General features: G+C 58.4%; 16 protein-coding genes. 13 read left to right on the plus strand and 3 right to left on the minus strand.

Annotated features, from left to right (window positions below; all coding sequences use genetic code 11):
- The first annotated feature begins 19 nt into the window (after positions 1-19).
- The 4 genes from trxB (at position 20) to infA (ending at position 2,866) form a co-directional block, all read left to right on the plus strand.
- Positions 20-979 carry a thioredoxin-disulfide reductase gene (gene trxB / locus AC1DWM_RS18425; RefSeq protein ID WP_477795819.1) on the plus strand — a complete coding sequence of 320 codons (960 nt, stop codon included), beginning with the start codon at positions 20-22 and terminating at the stop codon, positions 977-979.
- Between the two features lie 67 nt (positions 980-1,046).
- Complete coding sequence (gene aat / locus AC1DWM_RS18430) at positions 1,047-1,727, plus strand: leucyl/phenylalanyl-tRNA--protein transferase (protein WP_223518287.1); 681 nt, start codon at positions 1,047-1,049, stop codon at positions 1,725-1,727.
- A gap of 112 nt (positions 1,728-1,839) precedes the next feature.
- Positions 1,840-2,547 carry an arginyltransferase gene (locus AC1DWM_RS18435; RefSeq protein ID WP_223518282.1) on the plus strand — a complete coding sequence of 236 codons (708 nt, stop codon included), beginning with the start codon at positions 1,840-1,842 and terminating at the stop codon, positions 2,545-2,547.
- 100 nt (positions 2,548-2,647) lie between these two features.
- Positions 2,648-2,866: a translation initiation factor IF-1 gene (gene infA / locus AC1DWM_RS18440; RefSeq protein ID WP_002553999.1), complete on the plus strand. Its 219-nt coding sequence runs from the start codon at positions 2,648-2,650 to the stop codon at positions 2,864-2,866.
- A 236-nt stretch (positions 2,867-3,102) separates the two neighbouring features.
- On the opposite strand, the gene clpA is transcribed toward infA, so the two are convergent.
- Positions 3,103-5,373 carry an ATP-dependent Clp protease ATP-binding subunit ClpA gene (gene clpA / locus AC1DWM_RS18445; protein WP_046032479.1) on the minus strand — a complete coding sequence of 757 codons (2,271 nt, stop codon included), beginning with the start codon at positions 5,371-5,373 and terminating at the stop codon, positions 3,103-3,105.
- A gap of 30 nt (positions 5,374-5,403) precedes the next feature.
- Positions 5,404-5,787 (minus strand): ATP-dependent Clp protease adapter ClpS, encoded by a 384-nt coding sequence (gene clpS / locus AC1DWM_RS18450; RefSeq protein ID WP_020799529.1) that lies wholly within the window; start codon positions 5,785-5,787, stop codon positions 5,404-5,406.
- A gap of 225 nt (positions 5,788-6,012) precedes the next feature.
- Here clpS and AC1DWM_RS18455 point away from each other — a divergent pair, with 225 nt between their 5' ends.
- Positions 6,013-6,288, plus strand: a complete 276-nt coding sequence (locus AC1DWM_RS18455; protein ID WP_477795820.1) for a cold shock domain-containing protein — start codon at positions 6,013-6,015, stop codon at positions 6,286-6,288.
- A gap of 62 nt (positions 6,289-6,350) precedes the next feature.
- On the opposite strand, the gene icd is transcribed toward AC1DWM_RS18455, so the two are convergent.
- Entirely contained in the window at positions 6,351-7,607 is a 1,257-nt protein-coding gene (gene icd, locus AC1DWM_RS18460) for an NADP-dependent isocitrate dehydrogenase (RefSeq protein ID WP_223518276.1), read from the minus strand.
- 493 nt (positions 7,608-8,100) lie between these two features.
- Here icd and AC1DWM_RS18465 point away from each other — a divergent pair, with 493 nt between their 5' ends.
- From AC1DWM_RS18465 to AC1DWM_RS18500, 8 genes are all read left to right on the plus strand, one after another.
- Positions 8,101-10,326, plus strand: a complete 2,226-nt coding sequence (locus tag AC1DWM_RS18465) for an NADP-dependent isocitrate dehydrogenase (protein WP_477795821.1) — start codon at positions 8,101-8,103, stop codon at positions 10,324-10,326.
- A 192-nt stretch (positions 10,327-10,518) separates the two neighbouring features.
- Complete coding sequence (locus tag AC1DWM_RS18470; RefSeq protein ID WP_223518254.1) at positions 10,519-10,965, plus strand: NUDIX hydrolase; 447 nt, start codon at positions 10,519-10,521, stop codon at positions 10,963-10,965.
- Between the two features lie 59 nt (positions 10,966-11,024).
- Complete coding sequence (mnmA, locus tag AC1DWM_RS18475) at positions 11,025-12,158, plus strand: tRNA 2-thiouridine(34) synthase MnmA (protein WP_223518251.1); 1,134 nt, start codon at positions 11,025-11,027, stop codon at positions 12,156-12,158.
- Positions 12,155-12,778 carry a high frequency lysogenization protein HflD gene (gene hflD / locus AC1DWM_RS18480; RefSeq protein ID WP_223518249.1) on the plus strand — a complete coding sequence of 208 codons (624 nt, stop codon included), beginning with the start codon at positions 12,155-12,157 and terminating at the stop codon, positions 12,776-12,778. The genes mnmA and hflD overlap by 4 nt, the downstream gene beginning before the upstream one ends.
- Before the next feature lie 124 nt (positions 12,779-12,902).
- Positions 12,903-14,273, plus strand: a complete 1,371-nt coding sequence (gene purB / locus AC1DWM_RS18485) for an adenylosuccinate lyase (RefSeq protein ID WP_150778306.1) — start codon at positions 12,903-12,905, stop codon at positions 14,271-14,273.
- An 86-nt stretch (positions 14,274-14,359) separates the two neighbouring features.
- Entirely contained in the window at positions 14,360-15,529 is a 1,170-nt protein-coding gene (locus AC1DWM_RS18490; protein ID WP_477795822.1) for a ribosomal protein uL16 3-hydroxylase, read from the plus strand.
- Entirely contained in the window at positions 15,522-15,947 is a 426-nt protein-coding gene (locus AC1DWM_RS18495) for a GNAT family N-acetyltransferase (protein ID WP_223518245.1), read from the plus strand. Before AC1DWM_RS18490 ends, AC1DWM_RS18495 begins: the two co-directional genes overlap by 8 nt.
- A gap of 206 nt (positions 15,948-16,153) precedes the next feature.
- Positions 16,154-16,915, plus strand: a complete 762-nt coding sequence (locus AC1DWM_RS18500) for a secretin N-terminal domain-containing protein (protein WP_477795823.1) — start codon at positions 16,154-16,156, stop codon at positions 16,913-16,915.
- The last annotated feature ends 286 nt before the right edge of the window (positions 16,916-17,201 follow it).

The raw sequence follows: 17,201 nt of genomic DNA on the forward strand, positions 1-17,201 counted from the left end.
AGGCTTATGAGGTGTTTTTATGAGCGAAGCGAAGCATTCACGTCTGATCATTCTGGGTTCCGGCCCTGCCGGTTACAGCGCAGCCGTTTATGCCGCCCGCGCTAACCTCAAACCCGTTGTCATTACCGGCATACAGGCAGGTGGCCAGCTCACCACCACCGTCGAAGTCGACAACTGGCCCGGCGACGTCGAAGGCCTCACCGGCCCGGTGCTGATGGAACGCATGCAAAGACACGCCGAACGCTTTGACACAGAGATCGTTTACGACCACATCCATACCGCCAAGTTGCAACAACGCCCATTCGAACTCATCGGCGACGGCGGCACCTACACCTGTGACGCCCTGATTATCGCCACCGGCGCTTCGGCGCAATATCTGGGGTTGCCCTCGGAAGAGAAGTTCGCCGGCAAGGGCGTTTCAGCCTGCGCCACCTGCGACGGCTTCTTTTACCGCAATCAGGTGGTGGCAGTGGTCGGTGGCGGCAATACCGCTGTTGAAGAAGCCTTGTACCTGTCGAACATCGCCAAGGAAGTCCATCTGATTCACCGCCGCGATAAGTTGCGCTCGGAAAAGATTCTCCAGGACAAACTGTTCGAAAAGGCGGCCAACGGCAATATTCGACTGCACTGGAATCAGAATCTGGATGAAGTGCTGGGCGATACCAGCGGCGTGACCGGCGCCCGCCTGCGCGACAGCCAGACCGGCGAAACCCGCGAATTGACGCTGGCCGGGGTGTTCATCGCCATCGGCCACAAACCCAACACCGATCTGTTTGTCGATCAACTGGCCATGCGCGATGGCTATCTGCGGGTCAAAAGCGGCAACGAAGGCGACGCCACCGCCACCGCAATCCCAGGCGTGTTTGCCGCCGGCGATGTCGCCGATCATGTTTACCGCCAAGCCGTCACGTCGGCCGGGGCCGGTTGCATGGCCGCGCTGGACGCCGAGAAATACCTCGACGACATTCCCGGCGTTTAACGGCACACTTTACGGCGGGCCCATCAGCCCGCCCCACCGCCCCTCCCCTTCTGCAAGCCCGGATGCCATGCTGACTTGGTTACAACGCAATACCCTGACCTTCCCCCCGCTGGAAAAAGCCATGCGCGACCCCAACGGGCTGCTGGCTGCGGGTGGCGATCTATCTGCCGATCGTCTGATTCAGGCCTATCGCCACGGATGTTTTCCGTGGTTCTCCGAAGGCCAGCCGATTCTCTGGTGGTCGCCGGATCCGCGTACGGTGCTGTTTCCCGACGAACTGCATGTTTCCCGCAGCCTGGCGAAATTGCTGCGCCAACAGCGCTATCAAGTGACCTTCGATCAGGATTTCGCCGCCGTCATCCGCGCTTGCGCAGCCCCGCGCGATTACGCCGATGGCACCTGGATCACCCAGGCCATGCAAGACGCTTACATAGAACTGCACAGGCGTGGTCACGCGCATTCGGTGGAAGTCTGGGAGCAGGACGAGCTGGTTGGCGGGCTCTACGGCCTGGCCATGGGCCAACTGTTTTTTGGTGAGTCCATGTTCAGCCGCGCCGACAATGCGTCCAAATATGGCTTTGCCACACTGGTGCGACATCTGAAAGACTCGGGTTTTGTGCTGATCGACTGCCAGATGCCGACCGATCATCTGCACAGCCTCGGCGCACGGGCGATTCCCCGCCGCGAATTTGCTGGCTACCTGGCGCAGCATCTGGATCAACCCAATCGCGCAACCTGGGTTTGCTGAGCGACTTTTGCGCGCGTGGCTTACACTTAGGGGGCGCTCTCAACGAGTTTCGCGGCGGTGAAACTCATTGAGAATGAACGCCCCCAATCAAAGCTTATCCCGAGGGTTGATCATGACCGAGTTGGCGCGTTTGAAGTTCTATGCCACTCAGCCCCACTCTTGCAGCTATCTGCCAGATGAACAGGCTACAACCCTGTTCCTCGACCCAAGCCAGCCCATGGATGTGCATGTCTACGCAGATTTGTCTGAAATGGGTTTTCGTCGCAGTGGCGATCATCTTTACCGGCCACATTGCCAGAACTGCAATGCGTGCGTGCCGGCGCGCATCCCTGTTGCGCAATTTACCCCCAACCGCCAACAGAAACGCATTTTCAAACGCAATGCCGACCTGCAGGTTCGCCCTTCCAGAGCACAGTTCACCGAAGAGTATTTCGGCCTCTATCAGCGCTATATCGAACAGCGTCACGCCGATGGTGACATGTACCCGCCAAGTCGCGATCAATTCGCGACCTTCCTGGTGCGCGACCTGCCGTTCTCGCGCTTCTACGAATTTCGTCTCGAGGGGCGACTGCTGGCGGTGGCTGTCACCGACTTACTGCCGAACGGTCTGTCGGCGGTGTATACCTTTTACGAACCCGGCGAAGAACGCCGCAGCCTGGGGCGTTACGCGATTCTCTGGCAGATCGGCGAGACACGCCGCCTCGGACTGGACGCCGTCTACCTCGGCTACTGGATCAAAAACTGCAAAAAAATGAGCTACAAGACCCAATATCGGCCTATCGAGCTGCTGATTAATCAACGCTGGGTCATCCTGAACTAGAACCCCTTGGCTTAAACCCCATTTTTCGGGCACAATGCACGCCGCTTTTGCCTGGCGCAGTTGCACCGGGCCATTCATTGGACACCGAGGGCTTTACTGCATGTCGAAAGAAGACAGCTTCGAAATGGAAGGCACTGTCGTCGACACCCTGCCCAACACCATGTTTCGTGTGGAGTTGGAAAATGGGCACGTCGTAACCGCGCATATCTCCGGCAAGATGCGCAAGAACTACATCCGTATTCTTACCGGTGACAAAGTGCGCGTCGAGCTGACGCCCTATGACTTGAGCAAAGGGCGCATCACTTACCGCGCTCGCTAATCAAGTCAATACAAAACGCCCGGCTCTGCCGGGCGTTTTTGTTTGCCTGCGATTTGATGCAGCACGCCGACCCCATGTAGGAGCTGGCTTGCCAGCGAAGGCGTCGGCATGTCTTGTATTAGTGTTGCCTGATCCATAGCTATCGCTGGCAAGCCAGCTCCTACAGTTGATCTCGGGTGTTCTCCAGACAGCAAAAAGGCGCCTCTCGGCGCCTTTTGCTTTGTCGCGATTTAACGTCAGGCCATTTCAGCCGTGGTCTCGAACTCGAAGGTCAGCTCGCCGTCCTTCAGATCGATATGCACCACACCGCCATGGTCGGCCAGTTCGCCAAAGAGGATCTCTTCGGCCAGTGGACGCTTGATCTTGTCCTGGATCAAACGCGCCATTGGACGCGCACCCATTGCTGTGTCGTAGCCACCCGCTGCCAGCCAGCTGCGCGCTGCGTCCGTCACTTCCAGCTGCACGCGCTTGTCTTCCAGCTGCGCCTGAAGCTCGGTGAGGAACTTGTCCACCACGCTTTTGATGACCTCATGGCTGAGGCGACCAAACTGGATAATGGTGTCCAGACGGTTGCGGAACTCTGGCGTGAAGCTCTTCTTGATCACTTCCATCGCATCGGACGAGTGGTCCTGATGGGTGAAACCGATCGAAGCACGCGCCGCTGTTTCGGCACCGGCGTTGGTCGTCATGATGACGATCACGTTACGGAAATCCGCTTTGCGCCCGTTGTTATCGGTCAGCGTACCGTGGTCCATGACCTGCAGCAGCAGGTTGAAGACTTCCGGATGCGCCTTCTCGATTTCATCGAGCAACAGCACGCAGTGAGGCTGCTTGGTGATGGCTTCGGTCAGCAGTCCGCCCTGATCGAACCCGACGTAACCTGGAGGCGCACCGATCAGACGCGATACGGTGTGGCGCTCCATGTACTCGGACATGTCGAAGCGAACCAGCTCGATGCCCAACGCCTTGGCCAGCTGACGCGCCGCTTCGGTTTTACCGACACCGGTCGGCCCTGCGAACAGGAACGAACCGACAGGCTTGTCAGGCGATTTGAGGCCGGCACGGGACAGTTTGATCGCCGTCGACAACGAGTCGATGGCGGCATCCTGGCCAAATACGGTCAGCTTCAGGTCACGCTCAAGGTTACGCAGCAGTTCTTTGTCGGAACTGGTGACGTGCTTAGGCGGAATCCGCGCGATTTTCGCAACGATGTCCTCGACTTGAGGCACTTCGATGCGTTTTACGCGCTTCTCGATCGGTTGCAGACGCTGATAGGCGCCCGCCTCGTCGATGACGTCGATGGCCTTGTCCGGCATGTGCCGGTCATTGATGTAACGCGAAGCCAGCTCAGCAGCCGCACGCAGCGCCTCATCACTGTATTCGATGTTGTGGTGCGCTTCGAAACGACCTTTCAGGCCGCGCAGGATGCCAATGGTGTCTTCCACCGAAGGCTCCGACACATCGACCTTCTGGAAGCGCCGGGCCAAGGCACGGTCCTTCTCGAAGATCCCGCGAAACTCCTGGAACGTGGTCGAACCGATGCAACGGATATCACCCGAGGACAGTAGCGGCTTGAGCAGGTTCGAGGCATCCATGACGCCACCTGACGCGGCACCCGCACCGATAATGGTGTGGATTTCGTCGATGAACAGGATCGCCTGCGGACGTTTTTTCAGCTCATTGAGCAGCGCCTTGAAGCGCTTCTCGAAATCGCCACGGTATTTGGTCCCGGCCAGCAACGCGCCCAAGTCGAGGGAGTACACCACGCTGTTGGCCAGCAGGTCCGGCACCTGGTTGTCGACAATGCGTTTGGCCAGGCCTTCGGCAATCGCGGTTTTACCCACGCCCGCCTCGCCCACCAGCAGCGGATTGTTTTTTCGGCGACGCGCCAGAATCTGCGCAACGCGCTCGACTTCCAGCTCACGGCCTACCAATGGATCGATTCGACCCTGGCGCGCGAGTTCGTTGAGGTTGCTGGCATAAGCATCCAGAGGATTGCCAGAAGAAGAAGACTCACCGCCCTCGTCGTCCTGCATATCTTGCTCACCTTCAGAGTGATCGCCATGCCCAGGCACTTTGGAAATGCCATGAGCGATGTAGTTGACGACATCAATGCGCGCAACGCTCTGCTGTTTCAGCAGGAACACTGCCTGACTCTCTTGCTCACTGAAAATGGCGACCAGCACGTTGGCGCCAGTCACTTCACGCTTGCCCGAGCTCTGTACGTGGAAAACAGCACGCTGCAGTACACGCTGGAAGCCCAGGGTTGGCTGGGTTTCGCGATCCTCATCATGAACGGGGATCAATGGCGTGGTGGAGTCGATGAACTCCTGCAGGTCATGCTTGAGTTTGTCGAGGTTTGCGCCGCAGGCACGCAAAACGGTGGCGGCAGCCTCATTGTCCAATAGGGCCAGCAGGAGATGTTCGACAGTCATGAACTCATGACGCTTCGAACGAGCCTCCTTGAAGGCTAGATTGAGGGTGACTTCGAGCTCGCGGTTTAACATAGCTTCACCTCATACCCAAGTGGTCGGCGATTAACCGTCCTTCTCGATTTCACAGAGTAGCGGATGCTGGCTTTCCCTGGCGTACTGGTTGACCTGCATGGCCTTTGTCTCGGCAATGTCGCGGGTAAACACTCCACATACTGCCCGTCCTTCTGTATGGACGGCCAGCATGACCTTGGTCGCCAGCTCGCGATTCAGGTTAAAAAACACCTCGAGCACTTCGACGACGAAATCCATCGGTGTGTAGTCATCGTTGAACAAAACCACCTTGTACATCGGCGGTGCCTGTAACGCAGGCTTCGCCTCCTGAACAGCAATGCCTGCGGAATCGTCGTCGTGTTCCTCCGGGCGATCTTTCTGGAGAGTCGGGCGATCCTGATTGAATGTTAGTCGAATCTGGCTGATTGCATGCATGGAAAGAAAGGTTCGTCAGTTGTGCTAATACAGTGGTGGGGGCGGTTATGGACGATTTCAACACTGACCGCCCGGTCACCTTGACTATCGGAAAAACGGTGTTACAACCAATAGAGCCCACAGTGGGTAAAAAAGGTCCGCGGAGTCAATATTAATTATAGAGACCGGCTGCGGATGTACTGGATGATACTCCAGTGATGGAGTCTGTTGCAGAGGGATATGAGCATGTCAGTCGGCAAGGTGAAATGGTTCAACAATGCCAAGGGATTCGGTTTCATTAACACCGACGCCAGAGAAGGTCGTGACGAGGATGGCAAGGACATCGATTTCTTTGCCCACTATTCGGCCATCGAGATGGACGGCTACAAAACGCTCAAGGCTGGGCAAGCTGTAAACTTCGATATCGTGCAGGGCCCCAAAGGGCTGCATGCCGTAAAAATCACGGCTGCAGAAACCGAACGGGCAGTGCCTGTTATCGAAGAAGAAAAAGTGTCGAGCTGACGCAACCCGTCATCCAGTCATAAAAAAACCGCCCGAAGGCGGTTTTTTTAGTGCCGATTCGCTTACATATGCGAGATCAGCGCATCACCAAACGCAGACGAAGACAGCAGCGTCGCCCCATCCATCAGACGTTCGAAGTCATAGGTCACGGTCTTGGCGGAGATCGCTCCGTTGGTGCCCTTGATGATCAGATCCGCCGCTTCGGTCCAGCCCATGTGGCGCAGCATCATTTCAGCAGACAGGATCAGCGAACCCGGGTTGACCTGATCCTTGCCGGCGTACTTCGGCGCAGTACCGTGGGTCGCTTCGAACATGGCAATGGTGTCAGACAGGTTGGCACCCGGTGCGATACCGATACCGCCCACTTCCGCCGCCAGGGCGTCGGAGAGGTAGTCGCCGTTCAGGTTCAGGGTCGCGATTACATCGTACTCGGCCGGGCGCAGCAGGATCTGCTGGAGCATGGCGTCGGCGATGGCATCCTTGACGATGACATTCTTGCCGGTTTTCGGGTTCTTGAACTGCATCCACGGACCACCGTCGAGCAGGGTCGCGCCGAACTCTTCAGCGGCCACTTCGTAGGCCCATTCCTTGAAGGCACCTTCGGTGAACTTCATGATGTTGCCTTTGTGCACGATGGTCAGCGAGTCGCGATCGTTGTCGACCACATACTGCAAGGCCTTGCGCGCCAGACGCTTGGTGCCTTGCAGCGAAACCGGCTTGATGCCGATACCGCAGTTTTCGTCGAAACGGATCTTGGTGACACCCATTTCATCTTTGAGGAACTTGATGACTTTGGTCGCTTCTGGCGAACCGGCTTTCCACTCGATACCGGCGTAGATGTCTTCCGAGTTCTCACGGAAGATCGTCATGTCGACGTCGCCTGGCTTTTTCACCGGGCTAGGCACGCCTTCGAACCAGCGCACAGGGCGCAGGCACACATAAAGGTCGAGTTGCTGACGCAGGGCCACGTTCAGGGAACGAATGCCGCCACCGACCGGAGTGGTCAGAGGGCCCTTGATGGAAACCACGTAATCCTTGACCGCGTCCAGGGTTTCCTGAGGTAGCCAGGTGTCCTGATCGTAAACCTGAGTCGCTTTCTCCCCGGCGTAGACTTCCATCCAGGAAATTTTGCGCTCGCCGCCGTAAGCCTTCTTAACAGCAGCATCGACAACCTTGATCATGACCGGGCTGATATCAACACCAATACCATCGCCTTCGATGAAGGGAATGATCGGGTTGTTAGGAACATTGAGAGAATGGTCCGCATTGACGGTGATTTTGTCGCCGACGGCTGGAACCTGAATCTTCTTGTATCCCATGCTGAACTCCATTGTTTGGATTGAACATCTGGCTTCGTTCGAGCGTAACCCAGTTAAATCGGCGCGCAAACCCTATGTTCCATCCATCTGCCGCAAAGCTGCATGACTCGCGGGCTACAAGCCTGAAAGCAAAGGGAAAAGCGCCAAACTCAAGCACGACGAATGACTCTACGCCCCACTCGCCCCTGCGACCTTTAGACCAATGGACGAGAATTGTCATGCATGAACCATCGGCAGATTGCCAGCTACCTATGTATAATGCCGCCGCTGACTAAAGGGTCACGAAGGCTGGACGGCTCTATGATGAGCCTTTCCGCCGGAAAAGCCGGTCTGTTACCGCAGCCCGAACGCTTGACGCCCTACTGATGCACCCAACATCACAGCAACGAAATCTCGATATTCGGCTCATGGATGACTTTGAACGAACGCGCTTACCCGGCGCCCCTCGAGTTTCTGCGCACGCTTTAGCAAAGAAGAGAGAGTTAATCCGAATATGCCCACCCGCTCGAAGATCATCTATACCTTCACCGACGAAGCCCCAGCCCTCGCCACCTATTCACTGTTGCCTATCGTAGAGGCGTTCACCGCCTCGGCTGATATCGCCGTTGAAACCCGCGATATCTCTCTTGCAGGACGCATTCTGGCCAGCTTCCCCGAGCAACTGGGTGACAAAGCCGTAGCCGACCACCTCGCCGAACTGGGCGACCTGGCCGTTACGCCTGAAGCCAACATCATCAAGCTGCCAAACATCAGCGCCTCTGTTCCGCAGCTGCAAGCGGCAATCAAAGAACTGCAAGCCCAGGGTTTCGCACTTCCTGACTACCCGGAAACCGTGACCAGCGACGCCGACAAGCTCGCCAAGTCGCGCTACGACAAAATCAAGGGCAGCGCCGTGAACCCGGTTCTGCGCGAAGGCAACTCCGATCGTCGTGCACCGCTGTCGGTCAAGAACTACGCGCGCAAGCACCCTCACAAAATGGGCGCCTGGGCTGCGGACTCCAAGTCTCACGTCGCGCACATGAGCACCGGTGATTTCTACGGCAGCGAAAAAGCCGCCCTGATCGAAGCCGCTGACGCCGTCAAAATCGAACTGATCGCTCAAGACGGCACTACCACCGTCCTGAAAGAAAAAACCACCGTACAAGCCGGTGAGATTCTCGATTGCGCGGTCATGAGCAAAAACGCTCTGCGCAGCTTCATTGCTGCCGAGATCGAAGACGCCAAAGCCAAAGGCGTGCTGCTGTCGGTTCACCTCAAAGCCACCATGATGAAGGTCTCCGACCCGATCATGTTCGGCCAGATCGTTGCCGAGTTCTATAAAGACGCACTGGCCAAGCACGCTGACGTGCTGGCACAGATCGGGTTCAACCTGAACAACGGCATCGGCGACCTGTACGCTCGCATAAAAGCCCTGCCGGCTGAACAGCAAGCTGCCATCGAAGCCGACATTCAGGCGGTCTACGCCGCTCGTCCGTCGCTGGCCATGGTCAACTCCGACAAAGGCATCACCAACCTGCACGTGCCGAGCGACGTCATCGTCGACGCCTCGATGCCGGCAATGATCCGTGACTCCGGCAAAATGTGGGGCACTGACGGCCAGCTGCACGACACCAAGGCTGTGATCCCGGATCGCTGCTACGCGACCATCTACCAGGCGGTCATCGAAGACTGCAAGGCAAACGGCGCTTTCGACCCAACCACCATGGGCAGCGTGCCAAACGTTGGTCTGATGGCGAAAAAAGCCGAAGAGTACGGTTCGCACGACAAGACCTTCCAGACCAAGGCCAACGGCGTTGTCCGCGTTACCGACAGCAAAGGCACCCTGCTGCTGGAGCAATCGGTTGAAGCCGGCGACATCTTCCGCATGTGCCAGACCAAAGACGCGCCAATCCAGGACTGGGTCAAACTGGCCGTCAACCGCGCTCGCGCAAGCAGCACGCCAGCGATTTTCTGGCTGGACCCGATGCGCGCTCACGACGGCGTAGTGATCGAGAAAGTTCAGGCTTACCTGAAGGATCACGACACGTCCGGCCTGGACATCCAGATCATGGCACCAGTCGACGCGATGAAGTTCACCCTGGACCGCACTCGCGAAGGCAAGGACACCATTTCGGTGACCGGCAACGTACTGCGCGACTACCTGACTGACCTGTTCCCGATCATGGAACTGGGCACCAGCGCCAAGATGCTGTCGATCGTTCCGCTGATGAATGGCGGCGGTCTGTTCGAAACCGGCGCTGGCGGTTCGGCACCGAAGCACGTTCAACAACTGCTGGAAGAAAACTTCCTGCGCTGGGATTCCCTGGGCGAGTTCCTGGCCCTGGCCGCTTCCCTTGAGCACCTGGGTGTGACCTACAACAACCCTAAGGCGCTGGTTCTGGCCAAGACCCTGGACCAGGCCACCGGCCAGTTCCTGGACAACAACAAGTCGCCATCGCGCAAAGTCGGCAACATCGACAACCGCGGCAGCCACTTCTACCTGGCGCTGTACTGGGCTCAAGCCCTGGCGGCCCAGACTGAAGACGCGGCACTGCAAGCGCAGTTCACGACTCTGGCCAAAACCCTGGCCGAGAACGAAGCAACCATCGTTGCCGAGCTCAACGCCGTTCAGGGCAAGCCAGTGGACATCGGTGGTTACTACCACGCCGATGCCGAGCTGATCAGCAAAGCCATGCGTCCGAGCGCAACCTTCAACGCAGCAGTTGCTGCGCTGGTTTAAGGTTGTAAGGATGCAAAGAAACCCCGGCCCCGTGCCGGGGTTTCTGTTTGTGAACAACCCGCCCCTGTAGGAGCTGGCTTGCCAGCGAAAGCGGTCTGTCATTCAACCGCTTTATTGACTGACCTGACGCCTTCGCTGGCAAGCCAGCTCCTACAGGGTTCGTGTTTCAACAATCAAAATTGAGGGCATTTCATGGATTGGCTACCCCACATCACCGTCGCCACCATCGTCGAAGACAACGGTCGCTTCCTGATGGTCGAAGAACTCAAACACGGCCGCGTTGTGCTCAATCAACCGGCCGGCCACCTGGACCCGGACGAAACGCTGACCGAAGCCGCCATCCGCGAAACCCTCGAAGAAACCGGCTGGGACGTCGAGCCGACCGGCGTCGTCGGCATTTACCTCTACACCGCCCCCAGCAACGGCGTGACTTACCAACGGGTCTGCTTCATCGCAAAACCGCTCAAACACCACCCGGACTATCAGCTGGATGACGGCATCGTCGGCGCCAAGTGGCTGACGCGTGACGAACTGCTGGAACAGCGCGCAAACTGGCGCAGTGAGCTGATCATCCGCTGCATTGATGATTATCTGGACGGTAAACACTTCGGTCTCGAACTGATCCGCCCTTCTCTTTAGCCTTGCGGGCTCCGGCCTGTTAGAATCGCGTCCTTTTTCAAGACACTCATTGAATCCCTATGCGTGATCCAGCCCCTTCTGACACACAAAAGAAGCGCGTCATTGTCGGTATGTCCGGCGGCGTGGACTCTTCCGTTTCCGCCCTCCTGCTGATCGAGCAGGGCTACGAGGTGGAAGGCCTGTTCATGAAGAACTGGGAAGAAGACGATGGAACGGAATACTGCACCGCCATGGACGACCTGGCGGACGCTCAAGCCGTGTGCGACAAAATTGGTATCAAACTGCACACCGCCAACTTCGCCGCCGAGTACTGGGACAACGTGTTCGAGCACTTCCTGGCCGAATACAAGGCCGGGCGCACGCCAAACCCGGACATCCTGTGCAACCGCGAGATCAAGTTCAAGGCGTTCCTCGACTACGCCATGATGCTGGGTGCCGACCTGATCGCCACCGGCCACTACGTGCGCCGCCGCGATATCGATGGCCGCACCGAATTGCTCAAGGGCCTGGACGCGAACAAAGACCAGAGCTACTTCCTGCACGCCGTTGGCGGCGAACAGATCGCCAAGACCCTGTTCCCGGTCGGCGAACTGGAAAAGCCCGAAGTGCGCGCGATTGCCGAGAAATACGAGCTGGCGACTGCGAAGAAAAAGGACTCCACCGGCATCTGCTTCATCGGCGAACGCCGCTTCAGCGACTTTCTCAAGCAGTACCTGCCCGCGCAACCCGGCGAAATCAAGACCACCGAAGGCGAAGTGATCGGCCGTCACCACGGTTTGATGTACCACACCATCGGCCAGCGCCAGGGCCTGGGCATCGGCGGCTTGAAAGACGCCAGTGACGAGCCGTGGTACGTGCTGATCAAGGACCTGGAACACAACGAGCTGATCGTTGGCCAGGGCAATGACCATCCTTACCTCTTCTCCCGTGCCCTGCTCGCCTCGGACATCTATTGGGTCAACCCGATTGATTTGACCGCACCGCGCAAGCTGACCGCCAAGGTCCGCTATCGCCAGAGCGATCAGCCGTGCACGCTGGAGAAAACCGCCACCGGCTACCGCGCAACCTTCGATGACCCGCAACGCGCGGTCACCCCAGGCCAGTCCGTGGTGTTCTATGACGGTGAAATCTGCCTGGGAGGCGGAGTGATCGAAATTGCCGAGCCATGGACCAGCAAAGGCCAGCAACAATGAGCCCGACCCAGGAGCAACTGACGGCGCTGGGCGGCGTGTTTCTCGCCGCCGTCCTCGTCGACAAGATTGCCAAGAGCGGCCAGACCTCTGAAGCCGGCCTGACCTGCATGCTCGGCAGCCTGCTGATTCGCGACCCCAAGGACACGCTGGAAGTCTACGGCGGTGATGACATCAATCTGCGCGAAGGTTATCGCGCCCTGGTCGGCGCACTTGAGCGTGACCCGAGCGCCCTTCAGCGTGAGCCCTTGCGTTACGCACTGGCGATGCTGGGCCTGGAGCGTCAGCTGGCCAAGCGCGGCGACATGCTGGAGGTGATTGGCAAGCGCTTGCCGCAGATCCAATCCCAGGTCGAACACTTCGGCCCAGCCCATGAAAACGTGATCGCCGCATGCGGCGCGCTGTACCAGGACACCCTGAGCACCTTGCGCCAACGGATTCAGGTCCACGGCGACATGCGCAACCTGCAGCAGCCGAGCAATGCCTCGAAAATCCGCGCCCTGTTGCTGGCCGGGATTCGCTCGGCGCGCCTGTGGCGGCAGTTGGGCGGACATCGTTGGCAACTGGTGATCAGCCGCCGCAAGTTGCTGAAAGAGCTTTACCCCTTGATGCGTAACGAATAAGTCGCGCAGACAACTATTTACTCTGCATTACGCGTAATACGCCGGTCAGTTGGCAACGGACCGGCGGATTTTTTCATGTATGATACGCGCCCCATTTCGTTGCCCGACTGTCCGAGAACACCCCATGCAGCTTTCTTCGCTCACTGCGGTTTCCCCTGTTGACGGCCGCTACGCCGGCAAAACCCAGGCCCTGCGCCCGATTTTCAGCGAATACGGTCTGATCCGTGCTCGCGTTCTGGTTGAAGTACGCTGGCTCCAGCGTCTGGCCGCTCACTCTGCCATCAGCGAAGTACCGGCGTTCTCCGCCGAAGCCAACGCTGTGCTGAACACCCTGGCGGAAAACTTTTCTCTGGAACACGCCGAGCGCGTCAAAGAGATCGAGCGCACCACCAACCACGACGTTAAAGCCATCGAATACCTGCTCAAAGAGCAAGCGGCCAAACTGCCGGAACTGGCTGCCGTCAGCGAGTTCATCCACTTTGCCTGCACCAGCGAGGACATCAACAACCTGTCCCACGCCCTGATGCTGCGCGAAGGCCGTGATGACGTGATGCTGCCGCTGATGCGCCAGACCGCCGAAGCCATCCGCGAACTGGCCATCCGCTTCGCTGACGTGCCAATGCTGTCGCGCACCCACGGTCAGCCGGCTTCGCCGACCACCCTGGGCAAAGAGCTGGCGAACGTGGTTTACCGTCTGGAGCGTCAAATCGCTCAGGTCGCTGCCGTTCCGCTGCTGGGCAAGATCAACGGCGCTGTCGGCAACTACAACGCTCACCTGTCGGCCTACCCTGAGATCGACTGGGAAGAAAACGCCCGCGCCTTCATCGAAGACGAACTGGGTCTGGGTTTCAACCCGTACACCACGCAAATCGAACCGCACGACTACATTGCCGAGCTGTTCGACGCTATCGCGCGCTTCAACACCATCCTGATCGACTTCGACCGCGACATCTGGGGCTACATCTCCCTGGGTTATTTCAAACAGCGCACCATCGCTGGCGAAATCGGCTCGTCGACCATGCCGCACAAGGTCAACCCGATCGACTTCGAAAACTCCGAAGGCAACCTGGGCATCGCCAACGCACTGTTTCAGCACCTGGCGAGCAAGCTGCCGATCTCCCGCTGGCAGCGCGACCTGACCGACTCTACCGTACTGCGCAACCTCGGTGTCGGCTTCGCCCACAGCGTGATCGCGTACGAAGCGAGCCTCAAAGGCATCAGCAAGCTTGAGCTCAACGCTCAGAAAATCGCTGCTGACCTGGACGCATGCTGGGAAGTTCTGGCCGAGCCGATCCAGACCGTGATGCGCCGCTACAACATCGAAAACCCGTACGAAAAACTGAAAGAATTGACGCGCGGCAAGGGCATCAGCCCAGAAGCGCTGCAAACTTTCATCGATGGCCTGGACATGCCAGCCGCCGCCAAGGCCGAGCTGAAATTGCTCACCCCGGCGAACTACATCGGTAACGCTGTAGAGCAAGCCAAACGCATCTGATTGACCGCTGGACATGTTTGAAACGCCCGGCCGCGCCGGGCGTTTTTATTCCCGTCTCAAAAGTGCTTTTTTTCAATAGGTTACACATGAATCCTGATATTCCTCTTCAACTTCTGGGCGGCATCACGGCGCGTGAATTCCTGCGCGACTACTGGCAGAAAAAACCGCTGCTGATCCGCCAGGCGATTCCTGATTTCGAAAGCCCGATCGACGCCGACGAACTGGCCGGTCTAGCACTGGAAGAAGAAGTCGAATCGCGCCTGGTGATCGAGCACGGCGAGCGTCCTTGGGAATTGCGCCGCGGCCCGTTCGCGGAAGACGAATTCAGCAAACTGCCGGAACGCGAGTGGACCTTGCTGGTACAAGCGGTCGATCAGTTTGTGCCTGAAGTCAGCGAACTGCTGGAACAGTTCCGCTTTCTGCCGAGCTGGCGCGTCGACGACGTGATGATCAGCTTCGCCGCCCCAGGTGGCAGCGTCGGTCCGCACTTCGACAACTACGATGTATTCCTGCTGCAAGGCCACGGCAAGCGCAACTGGAAAATTGGCCAGATGTGCAACTCCGAGAGCGCCCTGCTGCCACACGCAGACCTGCGCATCCTCGCTGACTTCGAAGCCACCGATGAGTGGATCCTGGAACCGGGCGACATGCTGTATCTGCCACCACGCCTGGCCCACTGCGGCGTGGCCGTCGATGACTGCATGACGTACTCCGTCGGTTTCCGCGCGCCGAGCGCCGCTGAAGTGCTGACCCACTTCACCGACTTCCTCAGCCAGTTCCTGACGGACGAAGAGCGCTACACCGACGCCGACGCGCTGCCCGCGGCTGATCCACACCAGATCCAGCACGATGCCCTTGATCGGCTCAAAGCCCTGCTGGCCGAGCACATGAGCGACGAGCGCCTGCTGTTGACCTGGTTCGGCCAGTTCATGACCGAGCCGCGCTACCCGGAACTCGTGGTAGGTCCGGAAGAAATCGAGGAAGACGACCTGCTCGCCAGCCTTGAGCAAGGTGCAGTCTTGATCCGCAACCCAAGCGCTCGCCTGGCATGGTCCGAAGTCGATGACGACCTGCTGCTGTTCGCCAGCGGCCAGAGCCGTTATCTGCCGGGCAAGCTGCGCGAACTGCTGAAAATGGTCTGCGCCGCCGATGCGCTGCACATCGACAACCTTGGCGAGTGGCTGGCCGACGAAGACGGTCGCGGCCTGCTGTGCGAACTGATCAAGCAAGGAAGCCTGGGGTTTGCTGATGAATAAAATTCACGTAAGTGTCGCAGACTGGCAAAAGGATAACGCCGAGATCCGGCGCATTCGTGAGACGGTATTCATCGCCGAGCAATCCGTTCCGCCCGAGCTGGAATGGGATGCCGATGACGCCACCGCGGTGCATTTCCTGGCCTTCGAAGGCGACTTTCCGATTGGCACTGCTCGCCTGCTGCCCGATGGTCACATCGGCCGGGTTTCGGTGCTCAAGGACTGGCGCGGCCTGAAGGTCGGCGATGCGCTGATGCATGCGGTGATTGGTGAAGCCGAGAAGCGTGGACTGAAGCAGCAAATGCTCAGCGCGCAGGTGCAGGCAACGGCGTTCTATGAGCGCCTGGGTTTTCACATTCTCAGCGAGGAATTCCTGGAAGCCGGGATTCCGCATGTGGACATGGTGCGTCACTCCGCCTGATACCGAGGTGCTGCCATCGCGGGCAAGCCCGGCTCCTACAGGATCTCTGTAGGAGCCGAGCTTGCTCGCGATGAGGCCCGCAAGAACACACAAAACGCCCCGCCATTTTCGGATGCCGGGGCGTTTTGCTGTCTACGATTCAACTTGCGCCACGCCGGGCCGACAAACTGGCACTATCAAGGCATTAGAAGTCGGAGATAACGGATATGTCCCTACGCACACTGCTCACCACCCTGCTACTGACCTGCAGTTTTTCAGCCATGGCCGCCACCGAAATCGTACCCCTGAACTTCCGCACCAGCGCCGACTTGCTGTCCGTGGCGCAGGATTTCATTGGCAACGAAGGCCAGGTCAGCGCTTATGGCAATCAGCTGATCGTCAACGCGGATCAACGCAAGATCGACGAACTTAAAGCCCTGATCGGCCAACTCGATGTCGCCGCCAAGCGCCTGCTGATCACCGTCGACACCAGTGACAACAACTACCAGGACAATCAGGGTTACTCGGTAAACGGCGCCAAGCCGAACCAGACCCGAATCATCCATCGCAGCACCGCCAGCCGTGACGGCGGAGTCCAGCAGATTCAGGCCAGCGAAGGCACACCTGCACTGATTCAGGTCGGCCAGAGCGTTCCGCTCACGAGCGCGCAGACCGACTCTTACGGTGATTTGCGCAGCCGGACCGAATACCGCAACGTCACTCAGGGCTTCTACGTCACCGCCAGCGTCACCGGTGAAATCGTTCACTTGGCGATCAGCACCAATCGTGACCGCATTAGCCAGGAACGTTCCGATGTAGTGAACGTACAAAGTACCGACACAACCGTCACAGGCCGCCTCGGCGAATGGATTACGCTGGCCGGCGTCAACCAGCAGAACCTGGCCGACAAACAGGCCAGGACCCGCAGCTATGCGACTCAGGGCCGGGATGACATGACCCTGCGGGTGAAAGTCGATACTTTGGACTAAAGCACCGGAAACTGACTGATTAGTCGTATTAGACCAAAGATGTAGTGCCTGAAAAAAAGCACTACAAAACGTTTGACGATCGAAAAAAGCAAAGGCATGATGGCCTCGCTCCCGCTAATCAGGGGCCCTGGCAAGGGCCTTCGAAGCGATGCTCGCACCTATCCCGCGAGCCGCTTCGTGTCTGTACCGCCCACAAGGTGTGTTTGACGAGGTTGCCGACTGGAACGAAGTTGTCCCGAGGGACGGAAGCGTAATTAGGTAACCCGGCACTACACTGAAGTTCGCA

It is taken from the genome of Pseudomonas sp. P4_C8 (assembly GCF_056401975.1).

Excerpts from the sequence above, each read along its gene's own strand:
- trxB (WP_477795819.1), top strand. The coding sequence starts at position 20 with ATGAGCGAAGCGAAGCATTCACGTCTGATCATTCTGGGTTCCGGCCCT.
- aat (WP_223518287.1), top strand. The coding sequence starts at position 1,047 with ATGCTGACTTGGTTACAACGCAATACCCTGACCTTCCCCCCGCTGGAA.
- AC1DWM_RS18435 (WP_223518282.1), top strand. The coding sequence starts at position 1,840 with ATGACCGAGTTGGCGCGTTTGAAGTTCTATGCCACTCAGCCCCACTCT.
- infA (WP_002553999.1), top strand. The coding sequence starts at position 2,648 with ATGTCGAAAGAAGACAGCTTCGAAATGGAAGGCACTGTCGTCGACACC.
- clpA (WP_046032479.1), bottom strand. The coding sequence starts at position 5,373 with ATGTTAAACCGCGAGCTCGAAGTCACCCTCAATCTAGCCTTCAAGGAG.
- clpS (WP_020799529.1), bottom strand. The coding sequence starts at position 5,787 with ATGCATGCAATCAGCCAGATTCGACTAACATTCAATCAGGATCGCCCG.
- AC1DWM_RS18455 (WP_477795820.1), top strand. The coding sequence starts at position 6,013 with ATGTCAGTCGGCAAGGTGAAATGGTTCAACAATGCCAAGGGATTCGGT.
- icd (WP_223518276.1), bottom strand. The coding sequence starts at position 7,607 with ATGGGATACAAGAAGATTCAGGTTCCAGCCGTCGGCGACAAAATCACC.
- AC1DWM_RS18465 (WP_477795821.1), top strand. The coding sequence starts at position 8,101 with ATGCCCACCCGCTCGAAGATCATCTATACCTTCACCGACGAAGCCCCA.
- AC1DWM_RS18470 (WP_223518254.1), top strand. The coding sequence starts at position 10,519 with ATGGATTGGCTACCCCACATCACCGTCGCCACCATCGTCGAAGACAAC.
- mnmA (WP_223518251.1), top strand. The coding sequence starts at position 11,025 with ATGCGTGATCCAGCCCCTTCTGACACACAAAAGAAGCGCGTCATTGTC.
- hflD (WP_223518249.1), top strand. The coding sequence starts at position 12,155 with ATGAGCCCGACCCAGGAGCAACTGACGGCGCTGGGCGGCGTGTTTCTC.
- purB (WP_150778306.1), top strand. The coding sequence starts at position 12,903 with ATGCAGCTTTCTTCGCTCACTGCGGTTTCCCCTGTTGACGGCCGCTAC.
- AC1DWM_RS18490 (WP_477795822.1), top strand. The coding sequence starts at position 14,360 with ATGAATCCTGATATTCCTCTTCAACTTCTGGGCGGCATCACGGCGCGT.
- AC1DWM_RS18495 (WP_223518245.1), top strand. The coding sequence starts at position 15,522 with ATGAATAAAATTCACGTAAGTGTCGCAGACTGGCAAAAGGATAACGCC.
- AC1DWM_RS18500 (WP_477795823.1), top strand. The coding sequence starts at position 16,154 with ATGTCCCTACGCACACTGCTCACCACCCTGCTACTGACCTGCAGTTTT.